The organism is Microbulbifer thermotolerans, from assembly GCF_001617625.1.
GTDB lineage: Bacteria > Pseudomonadota > Gammaproteobacteria > Pseudomonadales > Cellvibrionaceae > Microbulbifer > Microbulbifer thermotolerans.
In genome coordinates this window covers 2,015,410-2,030,977 of sequence record NZ_CP014864.1, presented here as the reverse complement: position 1 = coordinate 2,030,977, position 15,568 = coordinate 2,015,410, and the positions used below count along the sequence as shown (strand labels likewise).

The following is a 15,568-nucleotide window of genomic DNA, read 5'->3' as shown; positions in this document are numbered from 1 at the left end:
GGGATGCGGCGTGGACACTTTTTTTCCCCAGCAGGATTGCTGCTTGGCAGTCTCTTTTTTGCCCTTTCCCTGACGCCCTCTCTGATTCCTCGCAGTGACATCGTCCAAGGCGGTATATCCGGCGTTTCTTTGGCCGCAGGCTACGCTGTTGGCGTATTACTCAGCTGGCTGTGGTTCTTTCTCGGCCTGCCGCTGCCGGGACGGCGCGTCAGGCGGTGGTTACTGTTGATCTCAGGCGGGGTCTGCATGTTCGTAGCGCTGGCCTTTCTTTTTCGTGCCAGCCACTGGCAGAATACTGTCCGCGCGCTGATGGGCCTGGAAGCGGTTTCTGGCGAAAGGCCTTTCACTGTGTCATTGGTGGCGCTGGCATTTTTTCTCGCGATTCTGCTCATTGCGAAGTTATTTCGGCGCACCTACATTTTCCTGACGCAAAAGCTGGAAAGACTGATTCCTCGGCGGGTTTCCATTTTGCTGGGGCTGGTTGCCGCCTTTGCGCTGTTTTGGGGGATTATCAACGACTTGCTGTTAAGTGCCGCACTGCGCACGGTGGACTCCATTTACCAGCAGCTGGATGCGGGCATGGAACCGGAGTTGGCCGCGCCACAGGATCCGATGAAGGCCGGTAGCGCCCAGTCTCTGCTGCGCTGGCGGGATATGGGGCATCAGGGGCGGCGCTACTTGGCACTGGGTCCCACCGCGGCAGATATTGCAGCGGTGGCCGGTGAGGGGAAAGAACCGATCCGTGTGTACGTGGGGTTGAACGCGGCGGATACGCTGGCGGAGCGCGCGCAGCTGGCTTTGCAAGAACTCAAGCGGGTGGGGGCTTTTGAGCGCTCTCTACTGCTTCTCATCACACCCACGGGCACGGGTTGGGTGGACCCTGGGGCCATCAATTCGGTGGAGTTTTTACACCGGGGAGATATCGCGAGTGTCGCGGCCCAGTATTCCTATCTGCCGAGTCCGATCGCATTGATGACGGAGAATGCCTACGGCCGGGAGTCTGCGCAGGCGCTGTTTCGTGCGGTCTATGGACATTGGCGCCAGATGCCGGCGGACGCAAGGCCCAGGCTCTATTTGTTCGGCCTCAGCCTGGGGGCCCTCAACTCCGACCGTTCATTCGATTTTTACGACATTATTGATGACCCCTTCGACGGCGCCCTATGGGCCGGCCCGCCGTTTCGCAGCGATACCTGGCGGATGGTGACCGCACACCGCGATCCAGGCTCACCGGCATGGCTGCCGGTGTTCCGCGACGGCGCAGTGGTTCGCTTTGGCAATCATTTCGGCGGCTACGACCAGGGCGGGTTGCCCTGGGGGGCTTTTCGCCTCGCCTATCTGCAGCACGGCAGCGATCCCATCGTTTTCTTTGATCCCCGCGCACTGTACCGCAGGCCCGACTGGATGGAGCAACCGCGGGCGCCGGATGTATCGCCGGACCTGCACTGGTATCCGATTGTGACAATGTTTCAGTTGGCGGCGGACATGCACGCGGGTGCTGCGCCCATGGGCTTCGGACACAGCTATGCGCCGGCGGACTATGTACGCGCGTGGCTGGCACTGACGGAGCCGGACGGGTGGGGCGAAGTGGACCTGCGGCGGTTGCGGGACCGGCTGGCCAAGTTCAATGCGAAATAAATGTGTGGAAATATTTGGATTTCCCGCCACTTTTCCGCTTAAATCACGCCTATGATCAAACCAGTCCCTCTCTTTATTGGCCTGCGTTATGTGGCCGCCCGCCGTCGCCGGCAGTTTATCTCTTTTATCAACGGCTTCTCGTTGCTGGGCATGGCGTTGGGCGTTATGGCCCTGATCGTGGTGACCTCGGTGATGAATGGTTTTGACCGGGAGCTCAAAACCCGCATTCTCAGTGTTGTACCCCATGGCTTTATCGAGAAGGATGGCGGTCTGGAAGAGTGGCGCAGTGTTGCGCAACAGTTGGAACGGCAGGCGCACGTGGAGGCGGCGAGCCCCTTTGTGCGCGGTTTCGCTCTTCTGAGTGCCGGTGGGACCAGCCATGGCGTGGAGTTCCAAGGAGTGGATCCGAAGGCGTTGCGCGGCGTGTCTGAGGTGGGCGAGCACATGATGATGGGCAGCCTGGACGCACTGCAGTCGCGCGGTTACCGCATTGTGCTCGGCCGTATTCTGGCGCGGAAGTTGAACGTGATTCCTGGGGATACCGTGGTGCTCACCCTGCCGGAGGTTGTGGTAACGCCGGCCGGCATTTTCCCCCGCACCAAGCGATTTACCGTGGCCGGAGTTTTCTCCGTGGGCGCCCAGGTGGACCAGAGCATGGCCCTAATGCACTTGGACGATGCGGCACGACTGCTGCGTATGCCGGGTAAAGTGCAGGGGCTGCAGCTGCGTTTCGACGACATGGACAATGCCCTGGGACGTGTATCCGCTTATGCACAGGCACTGGGCGAGGACTTCAAGGGGGAAGACTGGAGCTTGTCTCAGGGCAGCCTCTTTCAGGCGGTGAAGATGGAAAAAACCGTCGTCACTTTGATGCTGATGATTATCGTTGCTGTGGCAGCCTTTAATATCATTTCCGCACTTGTACTGATGGTGGCCGACAAGCGTTCGGACATCGCAGTGTTGCGCACGCTCGGACTTACCTCCAGGCAAATAATGTCAATTTTTGTTGTGCAGGGCAGCGCCATCGGAATAATCGGCGCTTTAGCTGGTGCGTTGCTGGGGATCCTGATCGCGCTGAATCTGACGGACGTAGTCAGCTGGGCGGAAAATCTTCTGGGCGCGAAGATTTTCGACCCAAGAGTATTTTTTGTCAGCTTTTTGCCCTCGGAATTTCGCGCCTCCGATGCCGCTGTGGTACTCACCGCCGCGGTGCTGATGAGCCTTCTGGCAACGCTCTTTCCGGCCTGGCGCGCGGCACAAATAGAGCCGGCGGAAGCTTTGCGGTACGAATAAACAGCCACGGTGGCCAGCAAATGCTCGGGTGCCCAATGAACGCAGGGCGGACGAGAAGGTCAGTGTGAAGATCAACCAAAAAGTGAATTGAATTAATGAACAGCCAAGTGGAAATCCATACCGAGCAGGCTGTGCCCGTCAATACCGGCGGCGCCGACGTCGTACTCGCCTGTCGCGGCTTGCGCAAGAGCTACCGGCAGGGCAACCGTGAGCTGGAGGTATTGCGCGGCGTTGAGTTGGAAGTAAAACGCGGTGAAAAGCTGGCGATAGTGGGTGCTTCTGGTTCGGGCAAATCGACACTGCTGAATTTGCTAGGCGGGCTGGATACCCCCAGTTCTGGCGAGGTGTGGGTCGCGGATCAAAATCTCTCCGAGCTCGACGCAAACCAACGCGGTTGGCTGCGCAACCGCAGTTTGGGCTTTGTCTATCAATTCCACCATTTGCTGGGCGAATTCTCTGCGCTTGAAAATGTCGCTATGCCTCTGTTGATCGGTAAACAGGCGGTGTCCCGTGCGCGTGAAGAAGCGACGGAGATGCTGCGGGCGGTGGGGCTCGGTGAGCGCCTGACCCACAAGCCATCGCAGTTGTCCGGCGGTGAGCGACAGCGGGTGGCCATCGCCAGGGCGCTGGTGACCAGGCCCGCTTGTGTTTTGATGGATGAACCCACCGGCAATCTGGATCGCGCCACTGCGAAAGAGATCCACAAGCTGATGGAGAGGCTGAACGGGGAGATGGGCATTAGCTTTGTCATCGTTACGCACGACCCGGACCTGGCGGCCGCTTTGGACCGCTGTCTGCATTTGATAGACGGCAAACTGGAACACGCCGGGGAAAACCGTGTTTAAGCCTCTGCCCGTTTTTATCGGCCTGCGCTACGCCGGCGCTCAGCGCCGCAATGGAGATACCGGCGGCCTGGTGTCCTTTATTTCCGGTTTGTCGATGGTCGGTCTGATTCTCGGCGTGGCATTGATGATTGTGGTGATGTCGGTGATGAACGGTTTTGACCGGGAATTGCGCGAGCGGATCCTTGGAATTATGCCTCACGCCACTATCTATAATTCCGCTCCGGACATTGACTGGCCAGCGGTACGCGATCAGTTGGCTGCCGACCCCGAGGTGGTAGCTGCCGCGGAGGTGTGGCAGATCAACGCTTTGGCCCGTCAGGGCAGCGCGGTAGCGCCGCTTTTGGTGCAGGGTATTAATCCCGATACGATCGTCCGCGTGTCAAACATTGACCGCTTTGTGACCCCCGCAGCCTTCAATGCGTTGGCGGACTCCGCCGAGCCTGGGATAGTTCTCGGCAAGGGGATTGCAGAGAAACTCGATGTTCGGGTAGGTGAACATTTATCCCTGATTGTGCCGAGCAACGCCGACGGCGAGCAGGAAGCAGGCGGGCGGCATGCCGCGCGTCTGGCTGGGTTTGTGGTGGCGGATATCTTCCACTCCGGAACAGAGCTGGACCAATCACTGGCACTGGTTTCCTGGGATCAGGCCTCGGCTCTGGCGGGCGGTGGTAGTGGTGCCGGGGTGCAGCTGCGTTTTCAGGAGATGCTGGCAGCCAACTGGACATTGCGCCGACTGCTCAAGGATCTGCCGGCGCAGGGCTTCTACGGTACTGACTGGAGTAGCACCCACGGCAACCTCTACCAAGCTATACAGATGTCCCGCAATCTGGTGGGATTGCTGGTTTTACTCATTATTGCCATCGCCGCTTTCAATGTTGTGTCCACCCTGGTCATGGTCGTGATCGATAAGCACGCCGATATCGCCATACTTCGCACTATGGGTGCCAGTACCCGGGAGATTCTGCTGACTTTTGTCAGTCAGGGCGCGTTGGTAGGACTGGTCGGCGCTTTGTTCGGCGGGCTGTTGGGGATCATGGGTGCCTTGACAGTCACTGATTTGGTGGCGGGACTGGAGTCTCTGCTTGGCATTCAATTTCTGAAGTCCGATGTCTATCCGGTGGATTATCTGCCATCCGAATTGCAGTGGGGCGATGTGGCACTGGTGGTGGGCGCGGGCTTTCTACTCAGTCTTTTGGCGACACTCTATCCGGCGCTGCAGGCGAGCCGCGTTCAGCCAGCGGCGGCATTGCGCAATGAACAGTGAGATTTGAAGGGAGAGAAGAGACGGAGAGTTCAATTGGCGGTGGAGCGCCGATTAATTCGCATTTTCCAGCGTTTCACCACATGCCAGCGCCATAGCGCCTGCATCGCAAAGTAAGACACAGTCGCAAAGAAAACGCCCGCCAGTAGTGAGCCAAAAAAGAGCGGTAGCCAGATTTTCCCGATCTCTTCAGTCAGCCATTCCCAGGAAAGCTCTATTTTGAAGTCCAGCGGCGGTGTGCCGAGTATCCAGGCGCCCAGCTTGTAGGTGCTGTAGAAGATTGCCGGCATGGTTACCGGGTTGCTGATCCAAACAAGAATGACTGAAAGCGGCAGGTTACAACGGAACCACAATGCCAGTAGGGCGGCGATGACCATTTGCCCGGGCAACGGCAGGAAACTAGTAAAAACCCCTACTGCAAAGGCCACAGAAACCGAGTGGCGGTTCAGGTGAAAAAGGTTGGGGTCGTGTAGAAGAGTGCCGAGAAACTTCAGGCCGCTGTTAGCGCGAACCTGTTCTGGTGTAGGCAGCCATCGCCTGATAAAACTCTTCGGCATAATTCAATCAATCCGGATACTGGCAGCCTTAATCGCCAATACAAAGTGTCAAACAGCGTGACACACCTTTCCCCCGGGCCTATCTAAGCATAGGGTGCTGCGCGAGGGGGCGTGCCGGCGCGGGCGCTATTATGCCCCCTTCGTTGTTACAAGACTACCACTCGCCCAAAGGTCAGTTATTTCCACTGATTGTCAACACTTTGCAGGTGTTGAACGCTATTGACCTACATTTTTTCCTGGTTTATGGTCTTTCTGGATTAAAGTTGTCGACAATTAAGAGCCGATTGAGAGAGGTAAGTGTGAAAGGTGCGCAGCTGCGGGTACCGGGGACAAGTCAGAGTCTGGCGGAGCGCCTGTTTGTGACCCTGCGTGGTGAAATTGTCGAAGGGCGCATTGCGGCCGGGAGCAAAATCAGTGAACCGGAACTTGCACGGCGCTTTAATGCCAGCCGCGGCAGCCTGCGCGAGGCGCTGATGCGCCTGGAGTCCCTGGGGCTGCTCGAGCGTCGCGTGCACGTGGGGGCACGGGTGGTGGAACTGAGCGAGCGGGGCCTGTTGGAACTGTATGAGGTGCGGGAGGCGCTGGAGGGCATGGCCTGCCGCCTGGCGGCGGCGCATCGCAGTGACGAGGACTTGGCGGAATTGCAGCAAATGCTGGACCGCCACGAGCAGCAGGAAGAGTTGCAGGCAGGCAAGGCTTACTTCCAGCCGGAGGGCGATTTCGATTTCCACTTTCGCATTGTGCAGGCCTCCAAGAATCAACTGCTGATCGATACTTTGTGCAACCGGCTCTACCACCGTGTACGCATGTACCGCTATCAATTGGGAATGCCCAGCCCCCGGGCCAAGCGGGCTTTCCGTGAACACAGCCATATTATCGAAGCCATCGAGGCGGGAGATGGTGAGCTGGCCGAGCTTCTGATGCGCCGGCACATCCGCGCTTCCCGGCACAATATCGAACAGAAACTGACACAAGATAACTGAGGTAGACCCATGAAGCAGAAACTTAGCCCCGGCGCTCGTTTTCGCCGCGCACTGGAAGAAAACAAGCCGCTGCAGGTAGTGGGCACCATCAATGCCTACGCGGCCATCATGGCGGAGCGCATTGGCCACAAGGCGATTTACCTGTCCGGCGGCGGTGTTGCCAATGCGTCATACGGCTTGCCGGACCTGGGAATGACCAGTCTCGACAATGTGCTCGAGGATGTGCGGCGTATCACTGCGGCCAGTAGCCTGCCACTGCTGGTGGATATAGATACTGGCTGGGGCGGCGCTTTCAATATCGCCCGCACCATCAAGGAGATGATCCGCGCCGGGGCCGCAGCTGTGCATATCGAAGACCAGGTGGCTCAGAAACGCTGCGGTCACCGCCCCAATAAAGAAATTGTTTCCAAGGAAGAAATGGTCGACCGTATCAAGGCGGCAGTGGATGCACGTTCGGATGATGACTTTTTTATCATGGCCCGCACCGATGCTTTCGCACAGGAGGGGCTTGAGGCTGCAATCGACCGTGCACAAGCCTGCATTGAAGCGGGTGCCGATGGCATTTTTGCCGAAGCGGTTACCGAGCTGTCGCACTACCGTGCTTTTAAGGATGCCCTAAATGTGCCCATCCTCGCGAATATCACCGAGTTCGGTAAAACAAAGTTGTACAACGCCAAAGAACTGGGGGAATCCGGGGCGGACATTGTTCTGTATCCACTGTCCGCATTTCGCGCTATGAGCCGGGCCGCGGAAAATGTCTATACCAGTATTTTGCAAAACGGCGACCAACAGGCCGTGGTTGAGACTATGCAGACTCGCGAAGAGTTGTATAGCTATCTCAATTACCACGACTTCGAGCAGAAGCTGGACGAGCTGTTTAAGAAGTAAATACTGCGATGAGTGCAGGTATACAGAGACTGCTTGTTCCCGCATCAGCCAATTGGGCAATGCCTAACAGAACCTTACATAAAATCGACAAGGGGAAATGAAGATGGCAGAGAAAAAAATTGGAGGCGCAGGCCTGCGTGGCCAGGTCGCCGGTAAAACCGCGCTGTCCACCGTGGGGGTTTCCGGCTCCGGATTGACTTACCGAGGCTACGACGTTAAGGATCTGGCGGAAAATTGCGAATTCGAAGAGGTGGCCTACCTGATTTTTTACGGTGAGCTGCCTACCAAGGCGCAGTTGGCAGACTATAAAGGCGTGCTCAAAGGCATGCGCGGGCTGCCGCAGGCGCTGAAAGAAGTGCTCGAACGCATTCCCGCAGATGCTCACCCGATGGACGTGATGCGCACCGGCTGCTCCATGTTGGGTAACCTGGAAGGCGAAGCGTCTTTTGATCAGCAGCAGGAAAAAGCCAATCGCCTGCTGGCTGCCTTCCCGTCGATTATTTGCTACTGGTACCGCTTTACCCACGATGGGGTGCGTATTGAAACCGAGACGGATGACGATTCCATCGGCGGTCATTTTCTGCATATGTTGCGGGGCGAGAAGCCCAATGCGCTGCACGAGCAGGTAATGAATGTTTCCCTGATTCTCTACGCGGAGCACGAGTTTAACGCCTCCACTTTCACCGCGCGCGTCTGTGCATCCACACTTTCCGATCTGTTCAGCTGCATCACCGGTGCCATTGGCTCGCTCCGCGGTCCGCTGCACGGCGGCGCCAACGAGGCGGCGATGGAATTGATCGAGAAGTTCTCCAGCCCCGACGAAGCCGAAGCGGAACTGCTGAAAATGCTGGAGCGCAAGGAAAAAATCATGGGCTTTGGCCACGCGGTTTATACCGAGTCTGACCCGCGCAATGCCATTATTAAACAGTGGTCCGAAAAATTGGCCGCGGACGTTGGGGACCAAGTGCTCTATCCGGTTTCTGTACGTTGCGAGGAAGTCATGTGGCGAGAGAAAAAATTGTTCTGCAACGCCGACTTCTTCCATGCTTCCGCGTATCACTTTATGGGCATTCCGACCAAACTGTTTACACCTATATTTGTCATGTCCCGGGTAACCGGCTGGGCTGCGCACGTCTTTGAGCAGCGCGCCGATAACCGCATTATCCGCCCGAGCGCGGAATATATCGGACCGGAATTGCGCAAGGTCGTACCGATTTCCCAACGCGGTTAAGGATTGCCGCAGGCTGGCGCGCCGCTGGGGCCGGTGCGCTCAGGCATGGACTGGGGTTTGAAAAGTCACGAGTACTGCCTGTACTTTTGCCGGTTACCTCTATGTAGCCGAGGCTCTGGAGCTACTCATTCCAGGATCAGGGATGGCTGTAGATTTTCGGCAGTGCAAATCGCTAATGCAGTGAGTTGATATGAATACTGATTACCGTAAAAAGCTACCCGGCACGGATCTGGATTACTTCGATACCCGCGCCGCTGTTGACGCTATCGAGCCCGGTGCCTACAGCAAACTGCCTTATACCGCGCGTATTCTGGCGGAAAACTTGGTGCGTCGCTGTGAGCCGGAGATATTGGTCGACTCACTCAAACAGATTATCGAGCGCAAGCGCGAGCGGGACTTTCCCTGGTTCCCGGCCCGCGTCGTCTGCCACGATATACTTGGGCAAACGGCTCTGGTGGATCTCGCCGGCCTGCGCGATGCCATTGCCGAGAAAGGGGGGGACCCTTCCAAAGTGAATCCAGTGGTGCCCACCCAGCTGATTGTCGATCACTCGCTGGCGGTGGAGCATGCGGGTTTTGAGAAAGACGCTTTCAAAAAAAACCGCGCGATTGAAGAGCGGCGCAATGAAGACCGTTTTCACTTTATCAACTGGACCAAGACCGCGTTTGAGAATGTCGATGTCATCCCGCCCGGAAATGGCATCATGCACCAGATCAATCTGGAAAAAATGTCTCCTGTTGTGCAGGTTCGCGATGGGGTGGCTTTTCCGGATTCCTGTGTCGGCACTGACAGCCATACGCCGATGGTGGATGCACTGGGCGTGATTTCCGTCGGTGTCGGCGGCCTCGAAGCGGAGAGTGTTATGCTCGGTCGGGCGTCCTGGATGCGGTTGCCGGATATTGTCGGCGTCGAGTTGACCGGTAAACTGCAGCCCGGTATCACTGGTACCGACCTGGTGCTGGCATTGACGGAATTTCTGCGCCGGGAGCGAGTGGTCGGTGCTTATCTGGAGTTTTTCGGTGAGGGTGCTGCCAATTTGACCTTGGGGGACCGCGCCACCATCTCCAATATGACTCCCGAGTACGGCGCCACTGCGGCCATGTTCTATATCGATGAACAGACCATCGACTACCTGAAACTGACAGGCCGCGACGACGAACAAGTGCAGTTAGTGGAAGTTTTCGCCAAGCAGGCCGGCCTATGGGCCGGTACATTAAAAGAAGCGGAATACGAGCGGGTGCTGCGCTTTGACCTGTCGTCGGTGAGCCGCAACCTGGCCGGCCCATCCAACCCCCACGCCCTCTTGCCGGCATCGCAACTGGCGAGCCGCGGTATTGCTAAAGCGTGGAAGGAGGAAGAGGGCCTGATGCCAGATGGTGCCGTGATCATCGCCGCGATCACTAGCTGCACCAATACCAGCAATCCGCGCAATATGATTGCCGCCGGCTTGCTCGCCCGTAATGCCAACCGCTTGGGGCTGATCCGCAAGCCGTGGGTAAAAACCTCTCTGGCACCGGGTTCCAAAACGGTGAAAATGTACCTCGAAGAGGCCGGTTTGCTGACGGAACTGGAACAGCTGGGCTTTGGTGTGGTGGCCTTTGCCTGCACTACCTGCAATGGGATGAGCGGTGCGCTGGCACCAGAGATCCAGCGGGAAGTGATCGAGCGCGATCTCTATGCAACCGCGGTGTTGTCCGGCAACCGCAACTTCGATGGTCGGATCCACCCCTATGCCAAACAGGCCTTTCTGGCCTCGCCGCCATTGGTGGTGGCTTATGCCATTGCCGGCACCATCCGCTTCGATATTGAAAAAGACACCCTGGGCTACGACCCAGATGGCAAGCCGGTTACGCTCAAGGATATTTGGCCGAGCGACGAGGAGATAGACGAAATCGTCCGCCAGAGCGTCAAGCCGGAACAGTTCCGCCAAGTCTATATTCCCATGTTTGAAGTGAAGGAAGCGTCGGCGACGGCCGCCAGCCCACTCTACGACTGGCGCCCGAAGAGCACCTATATCCGCCGTCCGCCCTACTGGGAAGGAGCCTTGGCCGGCGAACGCACCATGCGCGGCATGCGCCCGCTGGCGGTCCTTGGGGACAATATCACCACCGATCATTTGTCGCCGTCCAACGCCATTCTGCCGGACAGTGCCGCCGGTGAGTATCTGGCCAAAATGGGTCTGCCGGAAGAGGACTTTAACTCCTACGCGACGCACCGCGGAGACCACCTGACTGCCCAGCGTGCCACCTTCGCCAATCCAAAACTGCTGAACGAAATGGTGCGGGATGAAAAGGGCGAGGTCATTCAGGGCTCTCTGGCGCGGATAGAGCCGGACGGTCGGGTAACCCGTATGTGGGAAGCGATTGAGACCTATATGGAGCGCAAGCAGCCGCTGATCATTGTCGCCGGTGCCGACTACGGCCAGGGTTCTTCGCGCGACTGGGCTGCGAAAGGCGTGCGTCTGGCCGGCGTCGAGGTCATCGTCGCCGAGGGGTTTGAGCGCATTCATCGCACCAATCTGATCGGCATGGGCGTGCTGCCGTTGGAATTCCAGCCGGGCACTACCCGCAAGACACTGGGAATTGATGGCACCGAGACCTTTGATGTGATCGGTGAACGCAAACCACGCGCCACTTTGACACTGATCATTCACCGCTCCAATGGGGAAAGTGTCGACGTGCCGGTGACTTGCCGTCTGGATACAGCGGAAGAGGTTTCCATTTACGAAGCCGGCGGTGTATTGCAGCGTTTTGCCAGGGATTTTCTCGAAGCTGAGGCCAAGGGGGCGCAATCGTGAGTTTCGTTCCGCAAATCAAGGTGCCCGCGACCTATATGCGCGGAGGCACCAGTAAAGGGGTTTTCTTCCGCCTGCGGGATCTACCTCAGGCTGCCCAGGTCCCCGGCGAGGCGCGGGACAAGTTCCTGTTGCGGGTCATCGGCAGCCCCGACCCCTACGGCAAGCAGACTGATGGCATGGGTGGCGCCACCTCCAGTACCAGTAAAACAGTCATCCTGTCCGAAAGCACAAAGCCAGATCACGACGTGGATTACCTCTTCGGCCAGGTTTCCATCGATAAGCCCTTTGTGGATTGGTCCGGCAACTGCGGCAATTTAACTGCGGCCGTTGGTGCATTTGCCATCAGTTCCGGGTTGATCGACAGCAACCGGATTCCGGATAACGGTATCTGCACGGTGCGCATCTGGCAGGCCAATATCGGCAAGACCATCGTTGCCCATGTCCCCGTCACCAACGGCGAGGTACAGGAAACCGGCGATTTCGAACTGGATGGGGTCACTTTTCCCGCCGCGGAGATACGCATAGAGTTTATGGACCCTGCGGACGGTGAGGGGGCTTTGTTTCCCACCGGTAACTTGGTGGACCAACTGGAGGTTCCCGGTGTCGGTACTGTACAGGCGACCATGATCAATGCTGGGATCCCCACTATTTTCCTCAGCGCGGACGAGATCGGGTGTACCGGTACGGAGTTGCAGGAAGCTATCAATGGCGACGACAAGGCGCTGGCTATGTTCGAGACCATTCGCGCCCACGGTGCGGTCAAAATGGGCTTGATCGAAAGGCCGGAAGATGCAGCCATACGTCAGCATACCCCCAAGGTAGCGTTTGTTGCGCCGCCCAGGGATTATGTTGCCTCCAGCGGAAAGCCCGTTGCGTCGAAGGATATCGATCTGTTGGTGCGTGCGCTCTCCATGGGCAAGCTGCACCACGCCATGATGGGCACTGCCGCTGTCGCCATTGGCACTGCGGCCGCTATTCCCGGTACGCTGGTGAATCAGGCTGCTGGGGGAGGGGGGCGCAACTCAGTCACCTTCGGCCACCCCTCTGGATCCCTGAGCGTCGGCGCTGAGGCCGAGATTATCGACGGCAGCTGGCGGGCGACGAAGGTGGTCATGAGCCGCAGCGCGCGGGTACTGATGGAAGGCTGGGTGCGGGTGCCCGGCGATTGCTTCTAAAAACACAATCCCCGCCGGGGGCCCATCCGAGGCTCCCGTTTTTATCTATCCTCTGCCAAGAAATCTCTCATTCGTTTATGCCCGGGTTTTCAAGACGCGGCACCAAGCGGCGTTGAACGCTCGAAGGAAACCAAAATGCGTGTCAATTCCAGGCAAAATAGCCGTCCGGAATACGATGGCGTGATCCAGGATATCGCCGATTATGTCCTGAAGTACCGGATAGACTCAGAAGTAGCCTGGGATACGGCGCGTTACTGCCTGATGGATACCTTGGGGTGCGGATTCTTGGCGCTGCGCTACCCCGAATGTACCAAACTCCTGGGGCCAATCGTTCCGGGGACCTGGGTACCCCGGGGAGCGAGGGTTCCGGGTACCCAGTTTCAACTGGATCCCGTCAAAGCTGCCTGGGATATCGGCTGCATGGTGCGCTGGCTGGATTACAACGACACCTGGCTTGCTGCAGAGTGGGGCCATCCCTCGGACAATCTCGGCGCAATTTTGGCGGTCGCCGATTATCTGTCGCAGAAGAATACGGCTCTGGGCCGCCCCCCTCTGATGATGCGGGCAGTGCTCGATGCAATGATCCGGGCACACGAGATACAGGGTGTACTGGCGCTGGAGAACAGCTTCAACCGGGTCGGGCTCGATCATGTGCTGCTGGTGCGTGTTGCCTCCACGGCAGTGGCCGCCAGACTAATGGGTGGTACGCGCGAGCAGATTATGGCGGCGCTCTCCCAGGCTTGGGCAGATGGCGGCGCACTACGTACCTATCGCCATGCGCCCAATACCGGTTCACGCAAATCCTGGGCGGCTGGTGATGCCACCTCACGCGGGGTGTACTTGGCGGATATTGCTATGCGCGGGGAAATGGGAATTCCGTCCGTGCTGACCCGGAAACAATGGGGGTTTTACGATGTGTGTTTCTCTGGCGGGCGTTTCCGTTTTCAACGCCCCTATGGCAGCTATGTGATGGAAAACACACTGTTTAAGATCTCTTTTCCCGCGGAGTTTCATGGCCAGACTGCCTGTGAGGCTGCGGTACAGCTGCATCCGGTGGTGAAAGAACGTATCGACGAGATCACTCGGATCGTAGTCAACACCCAGGAATCCGCCATCCGCATCATCTGTAAGGACGGGCCATTGGACAATGCCGCCGACCGGGATCACTGTTTACAGTATATGACGGCGGTAGCGCTACTCTTTGGTGAACTGCGGTCGGAGCACTACGAGGATAGTTTTCATCGAGCGCACCCGCAGATTGACACTTTGCGCAACAAGATGGAGGTGCGGGAGGACCCTGGCTATTCGCGGGACTATCTGGACCCGCACCGTCGCTCCATTGCCAATGCGGTGCAAGTGTTCTTCAATGACGGCTCTGCGACGGAGAAAGTGGAAGTGGTGTATCCGGTAGGACACCGCCGGCGCCGCAAAGAGGGCATCCCACTTCTGGAAAAGAAATTTACAACGAACCTGGGGACGCGCTTTCCTCGGCACCGCTGCGAGGAAATTTATGCGTTGTGCAGTGATCGGAAACAACTGGAGCAGACGCCGGTGGATGCGTTTATGGCTTTATTTGTCACTTGAGCAATTTCCGGTCGGCCGCAGAAATACCCGTGCGCCAGCTATAGTGCACATGCTAATCGCTCAGAGTTCTCTTGGCGGAATACAGGCATAGTATTCTCGCGCTCATTCGGTTTCCTTTGCCAAAATAAACAGCCCCGGTTTCCGGGGCTTTTCTCAGTGTTGCGCGTGCTACTGATCAGAATTTCAACTCAGTGCCTATGCCGAAATAACTGCGGTCGTAATCGTCTGCCGCGGTTTCATCGGTGTAAAATCCGAATACCTTGACCGCTCTGGAGAAATGGAAATCAAGGCCCAGGCTGAAGGTTTCCGCATCGGTTACAACAATATCCGATTGCCCGTATTGTGCTTTTACAGTCCACTGGTTGATTTTGTACGCGGCGGAGGCTAGCCAACCGTCCTGGGTGCTTCCGTCTGCCTTTTCCTGTTCTTCGAAGAGAGCGCCCACCTGTACCGGGCCTATGCCGTATTGGGCGACAAATCGCTGTACATCCCAATCATTGGCCTCGACACTCATGTCGTAGGCATAGGCTAAATATACCCCGTTATTGTCATAGGCCACAGATACGGAGGTGCCGTCGTCGCGGGTAATGTCGCTGCCCGAGTCATCAGTGCCGATCACTTCTTCACGATTGCTGATGTAGGCTGCGGACAACCTGAATCCACCAAACGATGGGGTCGTGTACTGCAGGTTGTTGGACTCCCTGTTGTCGCTTCTGGTGATAACGCTCTTGATATCGCCTTCAAGATCATTGAACTGGTCCACCTTGTTTTGGGCGACTTTCAGAGGGGTATCAAACTTGCCGGCAATGACCTGACCGAAACCGCCTTCCAGACCAGCGTAGATATTGCGTTGCTCGAAGGTCTCTTCGGCATCGCCATCGATATCCACTTGGTACTCCATCTTGTAGATCGCCTTGACACCATTATCCAGGGGCAGGGCACCCTTAATACCCAGGCGAGAGGCGTTGCTCTTGACATCGGTGACAGAACTATCGCCTTCGTCGGCGGACTGGAAGGCCACATTGGCCTTGCCGTAAAAGGTTATTGTATCGTCTTGGGCCGCAGCCAGCGCCGGTACCATGGCGACAGCCAGGTAGATTACCGTCTTTTTCATCAGTGTTCTCGCGCAGTTTTTGGTTTTTTAATCGAGAGCGGCCATGTGATGTCCAAATGTCGGCCTGCCTCGAATTGCGCGGATTTTGAGCGGGAATTATTACAAATGTGTTAAAAATGGCATTTTTTTTAAAGTTTTGTGACTTTGTAATGCCTTTTGGTGGGGCGGCAAATGACCGTTTAATGTGGTTGTTTTTTGGTCTTTT

At 57.2% G+C, this 15,568-nt stretch carries 12 protein-coding genes; 10 read left to right on the top strand and 2 right to left on the bottom strand.

Going from position 1 to position 15,568, the window contains the following annotated elements; translation table 11 throughout:
• The first annotated feature begins 3 nt into the window (after window positions 1–3).
• The 4 genes from A3224_RS08545 (at window position 4) to A3224_RS08530 (ending at window position 5,037) form a co-directional block, all read left to right on the top strand.
• The gene (locus A3224_RS08545) at window positions 4–1,635 is read left to right on the top strand and encodes an alpha/beta hydrolase (protein WP_067153425.1); all 1,632 of its coding nucleotides are present in this window, start codon (window positions 4–6) and stop codon (window positions 1,633–1,635) included.
• 51 nt (window positions 1,636–1,686) lie between these two features.
• Window positions 1,687–2,928 (top strand): lipoprotein-releasing ABC transporter permease subunit, encoded by a 1,242-nt coding sequence (locus tag A3224_RS08540; protein ID WP_067153423.1) that lies wholly within the window; start codon window positions 1,687–1,689, stop codon window positions 2,926–2,928.
• Between the two features lie 95 nt (window positions 2,929–3,023).
• Window positions 3,024–3,773 carry a lipoprotein-releasing ABC transporter ATP-binding protein LolD gene (lolD, locus tag A3224_RS08535; protein WP_067153421.1) on the top strand — a complete coding sequence of 250 codons (750 nt, stop codon included), beginning with the start codon at window positions 3,024–3,026 and terminating at the stop codon, window positions 3,771–3,773.
• A complete protein-coding gene (locus A3224_RS08530) occupies window positions 3,766–5,037 on the top strand; it encodes a lipoprotein-releasing ABC transporter permease subunit (RefSeq protein WP_067153419.1) in 1,272 nt (423 codons plus the stop codon). The genes lolD and A3224_RS08530 overlap by 8 nt, the downstream gene beginning before the upstream one ends.
• Before the next feature lie 29 nt (window positions 5,038–5,066).
• Here the strand turns inward: A3224_RS08530 and A3224_RS08525 are convergent, their stop codons facing one another.
• Window positions 5,067–5,591: a DUF2062 domain-containing protein gene (locus tag A3224_RS08525; RefSeq protein WP_067153417.1), complete on the bottom strand. Its 525-nt coding sequence runs from the start codon at window positions 5,589–5,591 to the stop codon at window positions 5,067–5,069.
• A gap of 299 nt (window positions 5,592–5,890) precedes the next feature.
• Here A3224_RS08525 and A3224_RS08520 point away from each other — a divergent pair, with 299 nt between their 5' ends.
• The 6 genes from A3224_RS08520 (at window position 5,891) to A3224_RS08495 (ending at window position 14,249) form a co-directional block, all read left to right on the top strand.
• Window positions 5,891–6,574 (top strand): GntR family transcriptional regulator, encoded by a 684-nt coding sequence (locus tag A3224_RS08520; RefSeq protein WP_175487748.1) that lies wholly within the window; start codon window positions 5,891–5,893, stop codon window positions 6,572–6,574.
• 9 nt (window positions 6,575–6,583) lie between these two features.
• Window positions 6,584–7,462 carry a methylisocitrate lyase gene (prpB, locus tag A3224_RS08515; protein WP_067153415.1) on the top strand — a complete coding sequence of 293 codons (879 nt, stop codon included), beginning with the start codon at window positions 6,584–6,586 and terminating at the stop codon, window positions 7,460–7,462.
• 103 nt (window positions 7,463–7,565) lie between these two features.
• Complete coding sequence (gene prpC, locus A3224_RS08510; RefSeq protein ID WP_067157721.1) at window positions 7,566–8,693, top strand: bifunctional 2-methylcitrate synthase/citrate synthase; 1,128 nt, start codon at window positions 7,566–7,568, stop codon at window positions 8,691–8,693.
• A gap of 190 nt (window positions 8,694–8,883) precedes the next feature.
• Entirely contained in the window at window positions 8,884–11,490 is a 2,607-nt protein-coding gene (gene acnD / locus A3224_RS08505) for a Fe/S-dependent 2-methylisocitrate dehydratase AcnD (RefSeq protein WP_067153413.1), read from the top strand.
• Complete coding sequence (gene prpF, locus A3224_RS08500; protein WP_067153411.1) at window positions 11,487–12,665, top strand: 2-methylaconitate cis-trans isomerase PrpF; 1,179 nt, start codon at window positions 11,487–11,489, stop codon at window positions 12,663–12,665. The genes acnD and prpF overlap by 4 nt, the downstream gene beginning before the upstream one ends.
• 135 nt (window positions 12,666–12,800) lie before the next feature.
• Window positions 12,801–14,249 carry a bifunctional 2-methylcitrate dehydratase/aconitate hydratase gene (locus A3224_RS08495; RefSeq protein WP_067153409.1) on the top strand — a complete coding sequence of 483 codons (1,449 nt, stop codon included), beginning with the start codon at window positions 12,801–12,803 and terminating at the stop codon, window positions 14,247–14,249.
• A gap of 175 nt (window positions 14,250–14,424) precedes the next feature.
• Here A3224_RS08495 and A3224_RS08490 read toward each other — a convergent pair whose 3' ends face one another.
• A complete protein-coding gene (locus A3224_RS08490; RefSeq protein WP_067153407.1) occupies window positions 14,425–15,363 on the bottom strand; it encodes a porin in 939 nt (312 codons plus the stop codon).
• Window positions 15,364–15,568: the final 205 nt, after the last annotated feature.

What these genes read in the sequence shown, in the direction of transcription:
- A3224_RS08545 (WP_067153425.1), top strand. Translation starts at nt 4, where the DNA reads ATGCGGCGTGGACACTTTTTTTCCCCAGCAGGATTGCTGCTTGGCAGT.
- A3224_RS08540 (WP_067153423.1), top strand. Translation starts at nt 1,687, where the DNA reads ATGATCAAACCAGTCCCTCTCTTTATTGGCCTGCGTTATGTGGCCGCC.
- lolD (WP_067153421.1), top strand. Translation starts at nt 3,024, where the DNA reads ATGAACAGCCAAGTGGAAATCCATACCGAGCAGGCTGTGCCCGTCAAT.
- A3224_RS08525 (WP_067153417.1), bottom strand. Translation starts at nt 5,591, where the DNA reads ATGCCGAAGAGTTTTATCAGGCGATGGCTGCCTACACCAGAACAGGTT.
- prpB (WP_067153415.1), top strand. Translation starts at nt 6,584, where the DNA reads ATGAAGCAGAAACTTAGCCCCGGCGCTCGTTTTCGCCGCGCACTGGAA.
- prpC (WP_067157721.1), top strand. Translation starts at nt 7,566, where the DNA reads ATGGCAGAGAAAAAAATTGGAGGCGCAGGCCTGCGTGGCCAGGTCGCC.
- acnD (WP_067153413.1), top strand. Translation starts at nt 8,884, where the DNA reads ATGAATACTGATTACCGTAAAAAGCTACCCGGCACGGATCTGGATTAC.
- A3224_RS08495 (WP_067153409.1), top strand. Translation starts at nt 12,801, where the DNA reads ATGCGTGTCAATTCCAGGCAAAATAGCCGTCCGGAATACGATGGCGTG.
- A3224_RS08490 (WP_067153407.1), bottom strand. Translation starts at nt 15,363, where the DNA reads ATGAAAAAGACGGTAATCTACCTGGCTGTCGCCATGGTACCGGCGCTG.